This is a genomic window from Pseudoxanthomonas sp., from assembly GCF_035999195.1.
GTDB lineage: Bacteria > Pseudomonadota > Gammaproteobacteria > Xanthomonadales > Xanthomonadaceae > Pseudoxanthomonas_A.
Genome location: NZ_DASYGY010000009.1, coordinates 1,410,498 through 1,428,572, shown reverse-complemented (window position 1 = coordinate 1,428,572; position 18,075 = coordinate 1,410,498). Strand labels below are relative to the sequence as shown.

The window sequence follows — 18,075 nt, the reverse complement described above, 5'->3', positions numbered from 1 at the left end:
ATCAGACCGCCGTTTGCGAAAGGGAAGGCCCGGGGGCCTGCTGTCCGTCGCGCGCGGCACGCGCGCGGGGACCGTGGAAATATTCCTGCACCCAGGGGTGGTCGAACCGTTCCACCTCCTGCAGGGGCGCCACCGTCACCACCTTCTGGTCGGCCAGCACCGCGACGCGGTCGCAGATCGCATACAGCGTGTCCAGGTCGTGGGTGATCAGGAAGACGGTCAGGCCCAGCGCTTCCTGCAGCGTCTTGATCAGCCGGTCGAACGCGGCCGCACCGATCGGGTCCAGGCCGGCGGTGGGCTCGTCGAGGAACAGCAGGGGCGGATCGAGCGCCAGCGCGCGCGCCAGGCCCGCGCGCTTGCGCATGCCGCCGGACAGCTGCGAAGGCAGTTTGTTGAGCGCATCGGCAGGCAGGCCCGCCAGCTTGACCTTCAGCAGCGCCAGTTCGTAGCGCCAGCTGTCCGGCAGCTCGGGGTGGTGTTCCTTCAGCGGTACCTGCACGTTTTCGCCCACGGTCAGCGACGAGAACAGCGCGCCATCCTGGAACAGCACGCCGGTGTTGCGCTCGATGTGCTGGCGCGCGGCCGGATCTTCCGAACGGGCATCTTCACCCAGCACGGTGATCTGCCCTTCGTTGGGCTGCCGCAGACCGAGGATCGAGCGCATCAGCACCGACTTGCCGGTGCCGGAACCGCCGACCACGCCCAGGATCTCGCCGCGACGCACGTCCAGGTCGAGGCCTTCGTGCACGGTCTGTTCGCCGAAGCGGTTGACCAGGCCGCGCACGTGGATGATGGGAGATTCATCGGGCATGCGCCGTCACCAGTCCATGTGCATGAACCACAACGCGGCCAGCGCGTCGATGATGATGACCAGCGAAATGGTCTGGACCACGCTGGAGGTGGTGCGCTCGCCGACCGACTGCGCCGTGCCTTCCACCTGCAGGCCTTCCAGGCAGCCGATCAGGCCGATCACCAGCGCGAACACCGGCGCCTTCGACATGCCGACCAGGAAGTGCGTCACCTCGATGGTGTCGTGCATGCGCGCGATGTACATCTGCGGCGGGATGCCCAGGTCGAACGCGCCCACGGTGACGCCGCCGGCCAGGCCAGCCATCATCGAGATGAAGGTCAGCAGCGGCAGCATCACCAGCAGCGCGATCAGCCGCGGGATGACCAACAGGTCGATCGGATCCAGCCCCAGCGTGCGGATCGCGTCGATCTCCTCGCGGCTCTTCATCGCACCGATCTGCGCGGTGAAGGCCGACGCGGTGCGGCCCGCCAGCACGATGGCGGTCATCAGCACCGCGAACTCGCGCAGGAAGGCGATGCTGACCAGTTCCACCACGTAGATCTCCGCGCCGAAATCGCGCAGCACGGTGGAGCCTAGGAAGGCGATCACCGCGCCCACCATGTACGACAGCAGGATCACCAGTGGCACGGCGTCCAGGCCCACCGCCTCCATGTGGGCCACGGTCGCGGTGGGACGGAAGCGGCGCGGCTCCTTGACCATCCGCACCAGCTTGACCAGGTTCTCGCCGGTGAAGCTGAGCAGGGCGATGACCTCCTGCTTGTTCTCGTGCACCCGGTAGCCGAGGCGGGACAGCGCCGCCAGGAAGCCGTAGTCCCGCTTGCGCGGCGGGCGGTCGTCGGCGACGTCCTCGATGGTGCTGACCAGCGCCTGGTGATCGGGTCGGAACTCGATGGCCGACGGGTCCATCCCGCGCCGCTTGGCGAAGCGCAGCAGCTGCAGCACGCCGGCCGAGTCGATGCGGTCGATCGCGCTGGCATCGAGCCGGGTGACGCCCTCGGGCACGGTTTTCAGCTGCTCCGCCACGGTCAACGCACTGGCCAGCGTCCAGTCGCCCGCCAGCGTCACGCGCTGGGGGTCGCCGGGGTCGGCTTCGTACTGCGGGCGGGCAAGGGTGGGGGTCATGGCGTCGCTCGGCCGAGGAGCATACAGGCTATCCCACCGAACGTGAGGAGCACGCCGACAATGGCTCGGCGGCCCAGCGGCTCGCGCAGCCACAGCGCCGCCAGCACCACCAGGAACACCGACGCGCTCTCGTTGAGGATCGCGGCCACCGAGGCGCTGGTGTACTTGTAGCCGCCCAGCCACAGCACCATCGACAGGCCCTGGCCGACCAGGGCCGCCAGCACCAGCCGGTGCCAGGGTACCTCGGCGGCGACGAACCGCATGCGCCGGCGCATGGCGGGCAGGGCGGACACCAGCAGCAGGCCGGCCACGGCGCCCACCAGCCGCAGCAGGGTGACCCAGAGCAGCGGCTGCGTCTCCAGGGTGCGCTTGACCATCACGATGGCCACGGCCATCAGCGCGATGGCGAGCAGGCCCAGCAGCACGCCGCGCGCGGTGTGGCGCGGATGCGTGCGCCATTCCCCCGGCGGACGACTGACCAGCAGCACGCCCAGCGCCACCAGGCCGAAGCCCAGCCACTGCAGGCCACCGAGGCGCTCGTCGAGGAAGACGAACCCCAGCAGCAGCACCAGCGGGCTGTAGAGATTGCCGATGACGCCCATGCGGCCGGCGCCGAGTTCGTTGAGCGCACGGAAATACAGCGTGTCCGCCAGGGCAATGCCGATGACGCCGCTGGCCAGCACGATGGCGACATCACGCGTCGGCAACGCCGGCCAGTCGCCCGCGTGGACCAGCAGCGCGACCGGCGCCAGCACCGCCAGCACCAGGCCGTTCTTCAACAGGTTGAGCGTCAGCGGCGGCAGGTGGGCGCCGAGCTGGCGCGCCAGGATCACGCCGACCGCCCACGCGGCCGCGCTGCCCAGCGCCATGGCTTCGCCGATCCCCACCTTGCCCCCTGCCCGCCTCGTCCGCGCACAGTGTAAGCGGCACGGCATCGAGCCGCCGCGCGCTGCCTTCGGCCATACTGTGGCGATGGCCGACGATCTGCTGACCACCGCCACCTATGCCCAGCGCATCGCGTTCGTCTGCGAAATCGCCGGGCGCCTGCACAGTTACGGCACCACGGCGCAGCGACTGGAAGGCACCGTTGTGGGCCTGTCGCAACGCCTGGGTCTGGATTGCGAGCCGTGGTCCAACCCGACCGGCCTGATCCTGAGTTTCAGCGATCCGTCGCGCCCGCTCGGCGCCAGCGACAGCACGCGGGTGATCCGGCTGGCGCCCGGCGAAACCGACCTGCACAAGCTCAGCGAAGCCGACCGCATCGCCGACGCGGTGTCGTCCGGCGAGATGAGCATCGCCCAGGGCCATACCGCCCTGCGTGCGCTCGACCGCACGCCCGGCTGGCGCTGGCGGGCGATGCAGATCTTCGCCTCGGGGCTGGCCGCGGCCGCGGTCGCCGGCCTGTGGCGGCTGCCGTGGCTGGACATCGCCACCGCCGGCCTGATCGGCGTGATCATCGGCGTGCTGGGCGAACTGATCGCGCGTCGGCCGAAGATGAAGGAGGCCAGCGATGCGATTTCGGCGCTGGTCGCCGGCTTCGTGGCGATCCTGGTGGCCAACTTCATCGCGCCGTTGAACCTCAACACGGTGATCATCGCCTCGCTGATCGTGCTGCTGCCCGGCATGGCGCTGACCAATGCGGTCAACGAGCTGACCAGCCAGCATCTGGTGTCGGGCGTGGCGCGTTTCGCCGGCGCGATGGCCACGGTACTCAAGCTGACGGTCGGCAGCATGATCGCGGTGACGCTGGCGCAGCTGGTGGGTCTGTATCCGGACGTGCGCGCTTCGCGGCCGCAGCCGGAATGGGTGGAGTGGGCCGCCATGGTGTTCGCCGCCTACGCGTTCGCCGTGCTGTTCAAGGCGCACCGGCGCGACTACTTCTGGGTGATGGCCGCGGCGATCGCCGGCTACAGCATCTCGCGCTACGCCGGCCAGACCTGGGGCAGCCCGGTCGGCATCTTCCTGTCGGCGCTGACGTTGACCGCGGCCGGCAATGCGTTCGCGCGTTGGGCAAACCGTCCCGGCGCCCTGATCCGCGTGCCCGGCATCCTGATGCTGGTGCCGGGCAGCACCAGCCTGCGCGGGCTGCTGACCCTGGTGCAGCAGCAGGACGTGGGTGTGGGGCAATCGGCGCTGCTGGCCGTGACCAACGTGGTGATGGCGCTGGTCGCCGGCCTGCTGTTCGGCAACCTGCTGATTTCCTCGCGCAAGAATCTCTGAGGCATTCCCGGCGCCGGAAACGAAGAACGGGAGGCCAGGCCTCCCGTCTTCTTTCGATTTCTGCGGTCGCGATTACTTCTTCTTGATCAGGAAGTCGTCGGCCTTCTTGCCCTTGGCGATCAGCGCCGCCATCCAGCGTGGATGCTTGCCGCGGCCGGTCCAGGTTTCCTTCGGGTTGGCCGGGTTGCGGTATTTCGGCGCGACCTTGCCGAGCTTCTTGCCGGCACGCGGGCCGGGCTTGCCCGCTGCCTTGGCCGGGCGCGTACCGCCGGTACCGAACAGCTCCTCCAGCGTGTAGCCCTCGGCCTTGGCGAACTTGGTGATCTTGCTGCGCACGGTGGCGATGGGCGTGCGCTTGGCCAGCCGGCTCTGCTGCTGCTTGGCTTTTTCGATCAGGGCGCCAAGCTCCTTGGCGGACAGGTTACGCAGGTCGATCGACATCAGAATCTCCAGTCAGGAAGGGAAACGCCCGTCCTTGGCCGAATAATCATCTTAATCGACGGGATAATCGCGGCACAAACCGCGACGATTCCCTTTTCCGGAATCCGTGCTGCGATCAACCCCGCAGGCGCGCCAGCAGTTCGTCGCGACCGATGTTCTCGGCTTCCGTCGCCCGGCGCGCGCGGTATTCGAACGTGCCCGCGGCGAGTCCGCGTTCGGACACCACCACGCGGTGCGGAATGCCGATCAGTTCGATGTCGGCGAACATCGCGCCGGGGCGCAGGCCGCGGTCATCCAGCACCGCGTCGATCCCGGCGGCCTGCAGTTCCTGCAGCAGCTGCTGTGCAGCGTCGTTCACCGCCGCATCGTTCTTCGGATTGATCATGCACACGGCGACGGCCCACGGCGCCATCGGCGCCGGCCAGATGATGCCGTTGGCGTCGTGGTTCTGCTCGATGGCGGCGGCCACGATGCGCGACACGCCGATGCCGTAGCAGCCCATCGCCGGCGTGGCGGCCTTGCCGGTCTCGTCCGGCACGGTGAACTTCATCGCTTCGCTGTACTTGCGACCGAGCTGGAACACGTGGCCCACCTCGATGCCGCGCACGATGCGGATCTCGCCGCCGTTGGCCGCCCGGTCGCCGGCCACCACGTTGCGGATATCGGCCACGGTCTCCGGCTCGGGCAGATCGCGGCCCCAGTTGACGCCGGCCAGGTGGAAGCCGGACTCGTTGGCGCCGACCACGAAATCCGCCATCGCCGCCACGTCGCGGTCGGTGACCACGCGGATCGCCTGTTTCGCGCCGACCGGACCGAGGAAGCCCGGCTCACTGCCGAGATGGGCGAGGATTTCCGCCTCCGTCGCCAGCCGGTAGTCGGCCATGCCGGCGACCTTGCCCAGCTTGATCTCGTTGACGGCATGGTCGCCGCGCACCAGGGCCAGCACGAAGCCCCCGTCGGTCATCACGGCGACCGACTTGACCGTGCGTTGCAGCGGAATGCCGAGCAGGGCGGCGACGTCCTCGCAGGTCTTCTGCGTGGGCGTGGCCACCTTGGTCATCGCTTCCGACGCGGCGGCGCGCGGGCCCGGGGCGGCGGCCTGCGCGGTTTCGACATTGGCGGCGTAGTCGGAGCCGGTGGAGAACGCGATGGCGTCCTCGCCCGAGTCGGCCAGCACGTGGAACTCCTGCGAGGCGTCACCGCCGATGGCGCCGCTGTCGGCCTGCACCGCGCGGAAGTCCAGGCCCAGGCGGGTGAAGATGCGCGTGTAGGCCGCATGCATGTTGCGGTATTCGCGCACCAGGTCCTCGTCGGTGAGGTGGAAGGAGTAGGCGTCCTTCATCACGAACTCGCGCGCGCGCATCACGCCGAAGCGCGGACGGATCTCGTCGCGGAACTTGGTCTGAATCTGGTAGAAGTTGACCGGCAGCTGCTTGTAGCTGGACAGCTCCTGCCTAGCGAAGTCGGTCACCGCTTCTTCCGCCGTGGGGCTGTAGCAGAAGGCCTGCTCCTTGCGGTCGGTGATCTTCAGCAGCTGGCCGCCGAACTTCTCCCATCGGCCCGTCTCTTCCCACAGCTCGCGCGGCTGGATGGTCGGCATGAGCATCTCGATCGCGCCGGCCCGGTCCATCTCCTCCCGCACCACGGTTTCCACCTTGCGCAGCACGCGCAGGCCCAGCGGCGACCAGGTGTACAGGCCGGCGGCCAGCTTGCGGATCATGCCGGCGCGCAGCATCAGCTGGTGGCTGACCAGTTCGGCGTCGGCGGGCGTTTCCTTGGTGGTGCGGAGATGGAACTGCGACAGGCGCATCGGCAGGGGGATCCGGGAAGGGCGAATCGCCTATTTTGCCAGCCTTGGCCGCAGCCGGGGCGGCGGCGGGTCAATCCGCGTCGGGCGTGGCGTCACCGCTCACGCGGATGCCGGCCGGCGTGTCGCGGTCGATGCGTTCGTAGCGGCGGCCCTTCGGCGGCTGCTCGGTGATCTGCAGCACACCGGCATCGTCGCGCCAGCGGTAGAGCGAGGGGCGCGCATCGCGGGCCTGTGCGGCCGCCGCCTGTTCGGCGCGCGCTTGCTTGCGTGAGGTGCTCTCGGGCGACTCGCGGGCCAGCCACCAGGCGACGCCGACGCCCAGCCCGATGCCTGCGGCGATCGCCAGCCATGCGCGCATGCGAAGGGATCAGCGGCCGGCGGTCGGCGTGCAATAGGCCTTCACGGCGGCGTCGGCCAGGTTGCGCTGGTTCTCGCGACCGGCGTCGTCCAGGGTGACGTCCGGCTTGCCGTCGCCGTCGGTGTCCTGCTGGATGGGGCCTTTGGTGGCCGCCAGCATCTGAAGGTTCGCCCGAGCGGTCGTGCATTGGGCATTCTCGACCGGCTTGCCCGCGGGCTGCGCCGTATCGGCCGCCGGGGCGCCGTACTGGTTGATGCGCCGGTTCTGCGTGGTCTGGTTGGGGGGCGGGCTGTCGGAGTAGTGGGTGACCCCGTTCTTGTCCTTCCACTGGTAGACCTGCTGGGCCTGCACGGAGGCGGCGGTCGCCAGGCAGAACGCCAGCACGGCGAGGCAGGACAGGAGGCGCATGGGAAGCTCCGGATCGCGGGAGGCCTGATTGCAGCACCCCCGGGCCGCGCAGGCAAGCCGGGCGGGGGAGCGCTGGGCTAAACTGCGACCCATGAACGAAATCAAGCCGCCCCCGCGCTCGCGGGGGATCTACCTGCTGCCCAACCTGTTCACCACCGCCGGCCTGTTCGCGGGCTTCTTCGCCATCATCGCCGCCGCCAACGGCCAGTTCGTCAATGCGGCCATCGCGGTGTTCGTGGCCGGCCTGATGGACGGCATCGACGGGCGGGTGGCGCGCCTGACCGGCACCAGCAGCGAGTTCGGCGTGCAGTACGACTCGCTGGCCGACCTGGTCAGCTTCGGGCTGGCGCCGTCGCTGGTGATGTACCACTGGTCGCTGTCGGCGCTGAAGTTCGACGGCGGCGTCATGGGCCGCGTGGGCTGGGTGGTGGCGTTCCTCTACGCGGCCTGTGCGGCGCTGCGGCTGGCCCGGTTCAATACCCAGGTGGGCACGGTGGACAAGCGCTGGTTCATCGGCCTGGCCAGTCCGGCGGCGGCCGGCCTGATGATGTCCTTCGTGTGGGCCTTCGCCGACGGCGAGCTGGGCTGGAGCGGTGAAGAGCTGCGCTACGTGGCGCTGGCGGTGACGCTGGTCGCGGCGCTGCTGATGGTCAGCCGCATCCGGTTCTGGAGCTTCAAGGGCACCGGCGAGGGCGGGGCGAAGGCCGACCGTATTCCGTTCGTGGTGCTGGCGCTGGTGCCGCTGGTGCTGGCGATCCTCTTCATCGACCTGCCGCGCACGCTGTTCGCGGTGGGCGTGGTGTACGCGCTGTCAGGCCCCTGCCTCTGGCTCTGGCAGCGCATGCGCCGGCAGAAGGACGCCGCCGCGTGACGCTGTCGGCGGACCGCCTGTGGTCGGCCGAGCAGCAGGGTTGGCTGCGCGCGCTCGGCCACGTCGTCTATCTGCCGGCCGACTGGCCGACCGAAGCCGGTTCGCCGGCCGTGGCGGAGGCGCCGGCAGCGCGCAACCCCATCATCGATGCCCCGCCCTCGACCGACCGCGCACCTGCGGCGGTGCCGTCCCGGGCCCGTCCGCCGGCGCGCGACGCCATCGAGGCGCCGGCGCCCGAACGCCCCGCACCCACGCGGCGGACGGGCGGCGCGAAGCTTCCCGATCGCCTGCATTTCGCGCTGATCCGGGCCTCGGGCTGCAATCCCAATGCGCCTGGCGCGGCGGAGCTGTTCGCGCAGTGGCCGCCATCGAGCGAACTGCGCGGCAACCCGGCGGCCAAGCGTGCGCTGTGGCCCATCTTGCGCAGGTTGCGCCGCGGTACGTCGCCGTGAGCCTGCTGGGCGTCGAGGCCTCTCCGGTGTCCACGTCCAGCCTGCGGCCGATGCGCGAGGGCGACCTCGATGCGGTGATGGCCATCGAACAGCGCGCCTATCCGTTCCCGTGGACGCGCGGCATCTTCAAGGACTGCCTGAAAGCCGGCTACCCGTCGTGGGTGATGACCGAGCATGGCCTGGTGATCGGCTACGGCCTGCTGAGCATCGCCGCCGACGAGGCGCACGTGCTGAACATCTGCATCGCGCCCGAGCGGCAGGGCCGCGGCCTGGGCCGCCAATTGCTGCGCGCCTTGGTGAAGATCGCCCGCGACCATCGCGTGCAGCGCGTGTTCCTGGAAGTGCGCCCGTCCAACCCCGGCGCCATCACGCTGTACCACAGCGAAGGCTTCAACGAGATCGGCCGCCGCCCGCGCTATTACCCGGCGCGGGACGGTCGCGAGGACGCGCTGGTGATGGCGATCGAACTGGTTGCCGACGACATCAGCACGATGCCGCCGCTGTAGAGCGGAGCCCGCTCCGCTGCTTTCCGGTCAGTCGATGGAAGGGTAACGCCTGCGCGGAGTCGAGCAAGCTCGACTCTACCGGGTCGGAATGACGTGAGCGTCAGAGCTTCGCGCGCTGCGCGTGCAGGGCGGCGAGCTGGCTGCTCCAATCGACCAGGCGCTGTCGCTCCTGCTCGACCACGGCCGGCGGCACCTTGTCGGTGAACTTGGCCAGCTTGGCTTCGCTCTTGTCCTTCTCGCCGGCGACGCGGGCGATTTCCTTGTCCAGGCGCGCGCGCTCGGCATCCAGGTCGACCAGGCCTTCCAGCGGCACCAGCAGTTTCAGCTCGCCGACCACGGCGGCGGCGGAGGCTGGGGCATCGGCGCCGGCGTCGAGCCACGCGATGCCGTCCAGCTTCAGCAGGAACGACAACGACGGGGCGAAGCGCGCGACGCGGTCGCGGTCGTTGTCACGGCCATCCTGCAGCAGCAGGCGGATGGTCTTGCCCGGCGAGACGTTGAGCTCGCTGCGCACGCGGCGCAGCGTCGACACCATGGTCTTCAGCCATTCCACGTCGGCATCGGCCTGCGCGTAATCCTGGCCGGCGAAGTCGCCGGCGACCGGGTAGGGACGCAACGACACGGTGCCGCCGTCGATGCCCAGCTTCGGCGCGACCTGCTGCCACAGTTCCTCGGTGACGAACGGGGTCAGCGGGTGCAGCAGGCGCAGCAGCGATTCCAGCACGTACAGCAGCGTGTGGCGGGTGCTGTCGGCGGCCGCGGCATCGTCGCCGTTCAATGCAGGCCCTTCGACCTTGCTCAGGGCAGGCTTGGCGAGTTCGACGAACCAGTCGCAGAACTCGTTCCAGGCGAACTCGTACAGCGCCTGCGACAGCAGGTCGAAGCGGTAGGCGGCGAACTGCGTTTCGGCCTCGGCGGTGACCTTGGCCAGGCGGGAGAGGATCCACTTCTCGGCGTCCGTGACCGGGTTCGGCATCGCGCTGCCCCCATCCGCCCTCCGGGCACCTTCCCCCGCAAGCGGAGGAAGGGAGAAACCCTCGGTGTTCATCAGCACGAAGCGGGTGGCGTTCCACAGCTTGTTGCAGAAGTTCTTGTAGCCCTCGGCGCGGCCCATGTCGAACTTGATGTCGCGGCCGTGCGTGGCCAGCGCGGCGATGGTGAAGCGCAGCGCGTCGGCGCCGTGCGGCACGATGCCGTCGGGGAATTCCTTGCGCGTGGCCTTCTCGATCTTCTCGGCCATCTTCGGCTGCATCAGGCCGCCGGTGCGCTTGGCCACCAGGTCTTCCAGCGAGATGCCGTCGATGATGTCCAGCGGGTCCAGCACGTTGCCCTTCGACTTGGACATCTTCTGGCCGTCCTTGTCGCGGATCAGGCCGGTCATGTAGACGTCGCGGAACGGCACCTTGCCGGTGAAATGGTCGGTGGCCATGACCATGCGGGCCACCCAGAAGAAGATGATGTCGAAGCCGGTGACCAGCACCGACGAGGGCAGGTAACGGTCGAAGCCGCGTTCGGCCATCGCGTCCGCATCCGGCCAGCCCATCGTGCTGAACGGCCACAGCTGCGAGGAGAACCAGGTTTCCAGCACGTCGCTGTCCTGGGTCAGCGCGACATCGGCGGACAGGCCGGCCTTGGCGCGTGCTTCGGATTCGTCGCGGCCGACGTAGCAATTGCCTGCGGCATCGAACCACGCCGGGATGCGGTGGCCCCACCAGAGCTGGCGGCTGATGCACCAGTCCTGGATGTTCTCCATCCAGTGACGATAGGTATTGATCCAGTTCGGCGGGACGAACTTCACCTCGCCGGACTCGACCAGCTCCAGGCCGCGCTTGGCCAGGCCGTCCATCTTCACGAACCACTGGTCGGTCAGGTAGGGCTCGATCACCTGGCCGGTGCGGTCGCCGCGCGGCACTTGCAGCTTGTGCGGCTTGGTTTCGACCAGCAGGCCGGCGTCTTCCAGATCCGCGAGGACGGCCTTGCGTGCTTCGTAGCGGTCCAGGCCGCGATATTTTTCCGGTGCGTTCTCGTTGATCGCCGCCGTCGGCGTCAGCAGGTTGATCAGCGGCAGGTTGTGGCGCAGGCCCACCTGGTAGTCGTTGAAGTCGTGCGCTGGTGTGACCTTCACCACGCCCGTGCCGAACTCGCGGTCGACGTAGTCGTCGGCGATAACAGGAAGCTCACGATCGACAAGCGGCAGCTTCACCTTCTTGCCGACGAGGTGAGCGTAGCGCTCATCCTCGGGATGGACCATCACCGCGGCATCGCCAAGTAGCGTCTCCGGGCGCGTGGTGGCCACTACCAGGTAGTCGCGGGTTTCGCGCAACGTCTCATTACCATCCGCATCGTGCTCGACGTGCTCGTAGCTGGCGCCATCCTCCAATTTGTAGGCGATCGACCACAGGAAGCCGTCTTCCTCGACGTTCTCCACTTCCAGGTCGGAGATCGCGGTCTTCAGCACCGGGTCCCAGTTGACCAGGCGTTGGCCGCGGTAGATCAGGCCCTGCTCGTGCCAACGCACGAAGGCCTCGATGACGGCCCTGGATGCGTCCTCGTCCATCGTGAACGTGCTGCGCGACCAGTCGCCGGACGCGCCCATGCGGCGCATCTGCCGCTCGATGGTGTCGCCGGACTGCGCCTTCCACTCCCAGACCTTGGCGATGAAGCCGTCGCGGCCCAGCACGTCGCGCGTCTCGCCCTTGCCTTCCTGCGCCAGGTTGCGGCTGACGACCATTTCCGTCGCGATGCCGGCATGGTCGGTGCCCATCTGCCACAGCGTGTCGAAGCCGCGCATGCGGTGGTAACGCACCAGCGCGTCCATCAGCGTGTGCTGGAACGCGTGCCCCATGTGCAGGGTGCCGGTGACGTTCGGCGGCGGCAGCAGCACCGTGTACGGTTCGCCCTTGCCGCTGGGCTTGAAGTAGCCGGCGGCTTCCCACTGCGCGTACAGGCGGGATTCGAAGGACTTGGGGTCGTAGCTGGAGGCGAGGGACATGGGAGCCGGGATTCGGGATTCGTGATGGGTGATTCGGTAGAAGCGAGAGCGGATTGATCTTGGGCTAGTTGTTGCGAATCACCAATCACCCATCACCAATCCCGGCGCTTACATATCGTGCTTGTTCACTTCAAAGCCGCGCGCCTTGTACTGCTTCCAGCGCTCCCGCAGCGGCTCGCGCGCGGACGGGTCGGCGGGCACGACTTCCAGCACGCGTTCGCAGGCGCCGGTGAAGGCGTCGTCGCGCAGGTTGATCACCAGCGCACGCGCCGGCACGTCGACCTCCGGTGTGGCGATCAGCACGGGCGTCAGCTCGTCCTCTTCGTCACCGGCGATCTGGTGAGGGATGTAGGCGTCCGGATCGAACTCCCACAGCAGTTCGTCCAGTTCCTCCGCCTGCGCGGCATCGCGCGCCAGGATAAGCGTCCACTGGTTGCTGTCGTAGGCCTTGCGGGTCAGTTCGCAGACCAGCTTGAGCGGCTCCTCGAGGAAGCGCGGCTTGGCGATCAGGTAGAAGTCGGCGCGCATGAGAGCCGTGATGGGTGATTAGGGATGGGTGATGGGTGAGGGCAACGCCTGGCGTCCGGGATTCTGGAGATGGCGGAGTTCTTGCGAATCACCCATCACCCGATCACGAATCACGCCGCGCCACCGGCGCGGTCCAGCAGCCACTGGCTCAGCAGGCCGACCGGGCGGCCGGTGGCCATGCCGCGCTTGCCTTCGTCGTTGGCCACGCCGGCGATGTCCAGGTGCGCCCAGCGCTGGCCTTCGGTGAAGCGGGCGAGGAAGCAGCCGGCGGTGATCGCACCGGCCCAGCGGCCGCCGATGTTGTAGACGTCGGCGAAGCTGGACTCCAGCTGGGTCTGGTACTCGTCCCACAGCGGCAGGCGCCAGGCGCGGTCGAACACGGTCTCGCCGGCGCCCAGCAGTTCGTTGCTGAGGTCGTCGTGCTTGCTCATCAGGCCGCTGGCATAGCGGCCCAGCGCAACGATGCAGGCGCCGGTGAGCGTGGCCACGTCGACCAGCGCGGCCGGCTTGAAGCGCTCGGCGTAGGTCAGCGCGTCGCAGAGGATCAGGCGGCCTTCGGCATCGGTGTTGCCGACTTCGATGGTCTTGCCGGACATGCTGGTGATGACGTCGGACGGACGATAGGCGTTGCCGTCGATGGCGTTCTCCACCGCCGGCACGATCACCACCAGGTTCAGCGGCAGCTTCATCTTGACGGCGGCCACGAAGGTGCCGAGGACGCTGCCCGCGCCCAGCATGTCGTACTTCATTTCCTCGATGCCGCCCTGCGTCTTCAGGTTCACGCCACCGGTATCGAAGGTGATGCCCTTGCCGACCAGTACGTACGGTTTGGCGTCGCCGCCCCCGTTCCACTTCAGCACGATCAGGCGCGGGCGGTTGGCCGAGCCGCGGGCGACGGCGAGCAGCGAGCCCATGCCCAGGGCGTCCATCTGCGTTTCGTCGAGGATCTCGGCCTCGGCGCCGTTCTCCGCGGCGAACTTCTCGGCTTGCTCGGCCAGGTAGGCCGGGGTGCAGATGTTGGGCGGCAGGTTGCCGAGTTCGCGCGTGGTCTGCACGCCGGCGGCGATGGCGATGCCCTGCGCCAGCGCCTGCGCGTCGTCGCCGCTGACGGCGAACGCGGTCAGGCCGGGATCGTCGTTCTTCTTCTTGCCCAGCGTGGCGGTGTAGCGGTAGCAGGCGTGGTCGGCGGCGATCACAGCCTGGCGGATCTTCCACGCCGCGTCGCGGTCCTTCACCGCCACGTCGGACAGGGTGAACAGCGCGCTGCGGACCGGGCCCAGCTTGAGCGCGCGGGCGGCATCGCCCACGGCTTTCAGATACTGCGCCACGCCGAACTTGGCGGTTTCGCCCAGGCCGACGACCAGCACGCGCGGGGCGGTCACGCCCGGCAGGTCGTGGAGCAGGGTGGTCTTGCCCGTCTTGCCGCCGATGTCGCCCCGCTGCAGCAGCGCCGAGAGCTTGCCGCCGCTGGCCGCGTCGATCGCCTGGCCGGCGGTGGTCAGGCTCTTGTCGGCCCAGGCGCCTACCACGACGCAGTCGACGCCGGCCTGGGCGGGGGCTTCGTGGTTCAGGGTGAATTCCAGCGTCATTGATCAGATTCCCGGTTCAGTTACGTACAATCGCGGGCCGGACGAAGGTGGCTGACGCCATGCCGGACCGCACAGACCGCCGCCGCAGGCGCGGCGCACAAGCCCGAGATTGTAGATCAAGCCCTCCTGATGCCGAAGCTGGACCGCTACCTCTTCCGCGAATTCACCCAGAGCTTCCTGGCCACCCTGATCATCCTGCTGATGGTCAGCGTGGGCGGCGTGATGGCGGACCTGCTGGGCGACGTGGCCGACGGCAAGGTGCCGGCGCGCCTGCTGCTGTCCCAGCTGGGCCTGCAGTTCCTCAACTACATGCCCTACATCATCCCGCTGGCGCTGATGCTGGGTCTGCTGCTGGCGTTCTCGCGCCTGTACCGCGATTCGGAGATGGCGGTGCTGACGGCGGCCGGCATCGGTCCGCGCCGCCTGCTGCGGCCGCTGCTGATGCTGGTGGTGCCGGTGGTGGTGGTGGTCGGCCTGTGCTCGCTGTGGCTGGGCCCGTGGGCGCTGCGCACCGCGCAGAACATGCTGGAACACGCCAACCGCAGCCTGGTGGTGTCCGGGCTGGATGCCGGCAAGTTCACCGTGCTGTCCAGCGGCGCGGTGGTCTACGTCAGCGCGCTGTCGCCCGACGGCACCGGCCTGAGCAAGGTGTTCATGCACCGCGCGGATGACGGCCGCATCGACGTGGTGACGGCGAAGTCGGGCCAGATGTTCTTCGAGGGCGAGCGCAACCGCTACCTGCGTTTGGATGATGGCTTCCGGGTCGAGGGGCCGGATGGCGCGGGCCTGGATTACCGCCTGATCCGCTACAAATCCAACGAGGTGGCACTGCCGGACCGCGCCGACACGCTGGACAAGGACGATCCCGAACTGCTGCCGACTCCGCAACTGCTGTCGGACCCGCGTCCGGACGCCAATGCGCAGGTCCATGCACGACTGACCCCGCCGCTGCTGGCGCTCGCCTTCGCCCTGCTGACCCTGCCGCTGTCGCGCAGCTCGCCCCGGCAGACCCGCTACGGGCGGGTGATGCTGGGGTTCCTGGCGTACCTGGTCGGCATCAGCCTGATGTTCAACGGCACCCAGCTGCTGGCCGACGGCAAGCTGCCCGGCCCGGTCGGCCTGTGGTGGCTGACCCTGCCGCTGCTGGCGGGAGCGCTCTGGTTCTACCTGCGTGATGGCCGGCTGTCGCGGCCGCGGAGGCGCGCATGAGGCTGCTGCCGCGCCTGCACGACACCTACGTGGGCCAGGTGGTCCTGGTCACGGTGCTGCTGACCTGGGCCGTGCTGGTGGGCCTGGACGTGGTGATGGCGCTGTCCGGCGAGATCGGTGACCTGGGCACCGGCAACTACACGTTCGGCCATGCCATCGCGTGGGTGCTCTACACCGTGCCGCGCCGCGCCTACACCATGTTCCCCACCGCAGCCGTGATCGGCTCGCTGTTGGGGCTGGGGCAGCTGGCGGCGAGCTCGGAACTGACCGCCCTGCGTGCGCTCGGCCTGTCCCGCCTGCGCCTGAGCGTGTCGGTCGCCGCCGCGCTGGGCCTGCTGACCGTGCTGATGATCTTCAGTGGCGAAACGCTGGGTCCCTGGGGGCAGCGCCAGGCCGACGTGCTGAAGATGGCGGCGCGCACCGGCAATGTCGCGATGGACCGTTACTCCGGCCTGTGGGCGCGCGAGGGCAACACCTTCCTTTACGCGCAGAGTGGCGAAGAGAAGGACCAGGGCGGCGGCAAGGTGTCGCTGCAGCTGCGCGACGTGCGCATGTACGAACTGGCGGACGACGGACGCCTCGCCTCCATCGCGCACGCCGCCGTCGCCGAGCACCTGGACGGCTACTGGTTGCTGAAGAACGTGCGCCGCACCACCTTCAAGGAACGCTCGGCCGTGCAGACCACGGTGCTGGGCGAGCGCTGGGAGTCGGAACTGGACGCGGCCGTGCTGTCGTCCAGCCTGGTGCGCGCGCGCAACATGCCCAGCAGCGAGCTGAGCCAGAACATCGACTACCGCAAGCGCAACGGCCTGGATGCGCGCGATTACGAGGACCAGTACTGGGCGCGCTGGTTCTATCCGCTCAACGTGCTGGCGCTGTGCCTGGCCGCCATCCCGTTCGCCTTCGGCAGCCTGCGCAGTGGCGGCATGGGCAAGCGCCTGTTCCTGGGCATCGTGTTCGCTGTCGGCTTCTACGTGCTGCAGACCATGTTCGTGCGGCTGGCCGGCGCGTTCCGCCTCGACTACCGGCTCGCCTACGCCATCCCGCCGTTCGCCCTGCTGGGCATTTCCTGGCTGATGTTCCGGCGACGGAGCCGCTGATCCGCCTCAGGCGCGCTTCGGCAGCCGCACCAGGCGCGTGCCGCTGAATCGGTCATGGAAGGTCAGTCGCTCGCGGTCCAGCCACGCCCACCAGAACCCCGACCCCGCCGCGAGGGTCGACAGGGTCGCCAGGGCGTAGCGGCGCCACAGCGCGGCCAGCGTGGGCTCACCGCCATCCGGCGCGACCACCTTCAGCCGCCACGGCCGCATGCCCAGCGTCTGCCCGCCGCGCAGCCAGCTGAAAGTGGCGTACAACCCGGCAACGCCCCAGCAGCAGCCCCAGAGCAGCCACCACATCAGGCTGTAGGGTTCTATGTTGTGGCGTACGTTGCCGCTGATCACCACGTCGACGAGCACGAACGGAATCGCGACCGCCAGCCACATCGCCAGCACCGGCCAGACATCGTAGAGCAGGGCGAGCAGCCGCCAGCCGATCAGTGCGCGGGGTCTTTCGGGCGTGGGAGCGGGATCCGTCATCGCGACAGGATACCGGCTAACCCTGGACAAGCTCCCTGGGTGGTGTGGGAGCGACGTCAGTCGCGATGGCCGATCCGACGGGACATCCTTTCGCGACTGACGTCGCTCGCACAAGAAGCCGGTGCACCCAAGCAGCGGGTGCATCGCCTAAGCTGAAGGCATGACTGCCCGCACGCCCGCCGATCGCCGCCAGCAGGCGAATGCCATGCCGCCTGTTCCGGACGCCGATGCCGCCGACATCGCCGCCTTCCTGGAGGCGATCTGGGCAGAAAGCGGCCTCGCCCGGCCGTCGCTGGACAGCTACCGGCGCGATCTCGAAGGCTTCGCGCGCTGGCGCAACGGTCGCGACGGCGGCCTGGCCGGCGCCGACCGCGCGGCCCTGTTCGACTACCTGGCCTGGCGCACGCGCGAGGGCTATTCGCCGCGCAGCACTGCGCGCCTGCTGTCCGCGCTGCGTGCCTTCTTCGCCCATCGCCTGCGCCGTGGCCTGCGCAGCGACGATCCCACCGCGCTGCTCGACCCACCGCACCTGCCGCGCTCGCTGCCCAAGGCGCTGGCGGAAACCGAGATCGATGCGTTGCTGGCGGCACCGGACATCGGTACGCCGCTGGGCCTGCGCGACCGCGCGATGCTGGAGCTGATGTACGCGGCCGGCCTGCGCGTCAGCGAGCTGGTTACGCTGCCCGCTACTGCGGTGAACCTGCGGCAGGGCGTGCTGCGCGTGACCGGCAAGGGCAGCAAGGACCGGCTGGTGCCGCTGGGCGAGGAGTCGCAGCACTGGCTGGAGGCCTACCTGGCGCAGTCGCGGCCGGCGCTCGCCGGCAAGCGCAGCGTGCCGTTCCTGTTCCTGGGCAGCACCGCCGAACCCCCGAGCCGGCAGCAGTTCTGGGGTCTGGTGAAGCGTTACGCCGCGGCAGCCGGCATCGATCCGGTCCGCATCAGCCCGCACGGGCTGCGCCACAGCTTCGCCACCCACCTGCTCAACCGTGGCGCCGACCTGCGCGCGCTGCAGCTGCTGCTGGGCCACAGCTCGCTGTCGACCACGCAGATCTACACGCTGGTGGCGCGCGAACACCTGAAACAGCTGCATGGTCGCCACCATCCGCGTGCCTGAGCCGGCGCGCGCGGGGACCGGTTAAGCCGCCTGCCCGCCGGCCTGTGCCAGAATCCCCGCCTGTTCC

Annotated in this window: 17 protein-coding genes and 1 pseudogene; 7 read left to right on the top strand and 11 right to left on the bottom strand. The window is 68.9% G+C overall.

All coding sequences use genetic code 11. The features are described 5' to 3' along the window. Window position 1 precedes the first annotated feature (1 nt). From VGN58_RS13770 to VGN58_RS13760, 3 genes are read right to left on the bottom strand one after another with little or no spacing between them, the layout of a single operon-like run. Window positions 2–811, bottom strand: coding sequence for an ABC transporter ATP-binding protein (locus VGN58_RS13770; RefSeq protein WP_327483755.1), 810 nt, complete (start codon window positions 809–811; stop codon window positions 2–4). 6 nt (window positions 812–817) lie between these two features. Continuing rightward, window positions 818–1,933 (bottom strand): MlaE family lipid ABC transporter permease subunit, encoded by a 1,116-nt coding sequence (locus VGN58_RS13765; protein ID WP_327483754.1) that lies wholly within the window; start codon window positions 1,931–1,933, stop codon window positions 818–820. After that, a complete protein-coding gene (locus VGN58_RS13760; protein WP_327483753.1) occupies window positions 1,930–2,802 on the bottom strand; it encodes a DMT family transporter in 873 nt (290 codons plus the stop codon). The genes VGN58_RS13765 and VGN58_RS13760 overlap by 4 nt, the downstream gene beginning before the upstream one ends. A 115-nt stretch (window positions 2,803–2,917) precedes the next feature. Between VGN58_RS13760 and VGN58_RS13755 the strand changes: the two genes are divergently transcribed. Further along, window positions 2,918–4,153, top strand: a complete 1,236-nt coding sequence (locus VGN58_RS13755; protein ID WP_414710825.1) for a threonine/serine ThrE exporter family protein — start codon at window positions 2,918–2,920, stop codon at window positions 4,151–4,153. 78 nt (window positions 4,154–4,231) lie between these two features. On the opposite strand, the pseudogene VGN58_RS13750 reads toward VGN58_RS13755, so the two are convergent. The 4 genes and pseudogenes from VGN58_RS13750 to VGN58_RS13735 form a co-directional block, all read right to left on the bottom strand. Further along, window positions 4,232–4,594 (bottom strand): annotated as a pseudogene (locus VGN58_RS13750) (H-NS family nucleoid-associated regulatory protein); the annotation flags it as partial. Between the two features lie 115 nt (window positions 4,595–4,709). Continuing rightward, entirely contained in the window at window positions 4,710–6,404 is a 1,695-nt protein-coding gene (locus VGN58_RS13745) for a proline--tRNA ligase (protein ID WP_327483751.1), read from the bottom strand. Between the two features lie 70 nt (window positions 6,405–6,474). Continuing rightward, a complete protein-coding gene (locus VGN58_RS18365; protein ID WP_414710795.1) occupies window positions 6,475–6,762 on the bottom strand; it encodes a DUF4124 domain-containing protein in 288 nt (95 codons plus the stop codon). A 9-nt stretch (window positions 6,763–6,771) separates the two neighbouring features. Beyond that, a complete protein-coding gene (locus VGN58_RS13735) occupies window positions 6,772–7,170 on the bottom strand; it encodes a DUF4124 domain-containing protein (protein WP_327483750.1) in 399 nt (132 codons plus the stop codon). 91 nt (window positions 7,171–7,261) lie between these two features. Here VGN58_RS13735 and pssA point away from each other — a divergent pair, with 91 nt between their 5' ends. The 3 genes from pssA to rimI are packed head-to-tail and all read left to right on the top strand — an operon-like array spanning window position 7,262 to window position 8,999. After that, a complete protein-coding gene (gene pssA / locus VGN58_RS13730) occupies window positions 7,262–8,041 on the top strand; it encodes a CDP-diacylglycerol--serine O-phosphatidyltransferase (RefSeq protein WP_327483749.1) in 780 nt (259 codons plus the stop codon). After that, window positions 8,038–8,493, top strand: coding sequence for an alanine acetyltransferase (locus VGN58_RS13725; protein ID WP_327483748.1), 456 nt, complete (start codon window positions 8,038–8,040; stop codon window positions 8,491–8,493). The genes pssA and VGN58_RS13725 overlap by 4 nt, the downstream gene beginning before the upstream one ends. 50 nt (window positions 8,494–8,543) lie before the next feature. Continuing rightward, the gene (gene rimI, locus VGN58_RS13720) at window positions 8,544–8,999 is read left to right on the top strand and encodes a ribosomal protein S18-alanine N-acetyltransferase (protein WP_327484669.1); all 456 of its coding nucleotides are present in this window, start codon (window positions 8,544–8,546) and stop codon (window positions 8,997–8,999) included. A gap of 100 nt (window positions 9,000–9,099) precedes the next feature. Here rimI and VGN58_RS13715 read toward each other — a convergent pair whose 3' ends face one another. The 3 genes from VGN58_RS13715 to VGN58_RS13705 form a co-directional block, all read right to left on the bottom strand. Beyond that, entirely contained in the window at window positions 9,100–11,991 is a 2,892-nt protein-coding gene (locus VGN58_RS13715) for a valine--tRNA ligase (protein ID WP_327483747.1), read from the bottom strand. A 108-nt stretch (window positions 11,992–12,099) separates the two neighbouring features. Continuing rightward, window positions 12,100–12,519 (bottom strand): DNA polymerase III subunit chi, encoded by a 420-nt coding sequence (locus VGN58_RS13710; protein WP_327483746.1) that lies wholly within the window; start codon window positions 12,517–12,519, stop codon window positions 12,100–12,102. A gap of 110 nt (window positions 12,520–12,629) precedes the next feature. Then, on the bottom strand, window positions 12,630–14,108 hold the full coding sequence (locus VGN58_RS13705) for a leucyl aminopeptidase (protein ID WP_327483745.1): 1,479 nt from the start codon (window positions 14,106–14,108) through the stop codon (window positions 12,630–12,632). Between the two features lie 129 nt (window positions 14,109–14,237). On the opposite strand from VGN58_RS13705, the gene lptF reads away from it, so the two are divergent. Both lptF and lptG read left to right on the top strand, forming a co-directional pair. Then, window positions 14,238–15,317, top strand: coding sequence for an LPS export ABC transporter permease LptF (gene lptF / locus VGN58_RS13700; RefSeq protein WP_327483744.1), 1,080 nt, complete (start codon window positions 14,238–14,240; stop codon window positions 15,315–15,317). Further along, window positions 15,314–16,417, top strand: coding sequence for an LPS export ABC transporter permease LptG (lptG, locus tag VGN58_RS13695; protein WP_327483743.1), 1,104 nt, complete (start codon window positions 15,314–15,316; stop codon window positions 16,415–16,417). The genes lptF and lptG overlap by 4 nt, the downstream gene beginning before the upstream one ends. A gap of 6 nt (window positions 16,418–16,423) precedes the next feature. On the opposite strand, the gene VGN58_RS13690 is transcribed toward lptG, so the two are convergent. Continuing rightward, window positions 16,424–16,894, bottom strand: a complete 471-nt coding sequence (locus VGN58_RS13690; protein WP_327483742.1) for an RDD family protein — start codon at window positions 16,892–16,894, stop codon at window positions 16,424–16,426. A gap of 160 nt (window positions 16,895–17,054) precedes the next feature. On the opposite strand from VGN58_RS13690, the gene xerD reads away from it, so the two are divergent. Next, the gene (xerD, locus tag VGN58_RS13685; protein WP_327483741.1) at window positions 17,055–18,008 is read left to right on the top strand and encodes a site-specific tyrosine recombinase XerD; all 954 of its coding nucleotides are present in this window, start codon (window positions 17,055–17,057) and stop codon (window positions 18,006–18,008) included. Window positions 18,009–18,075 lie beyond the last annotated feature (67 nt).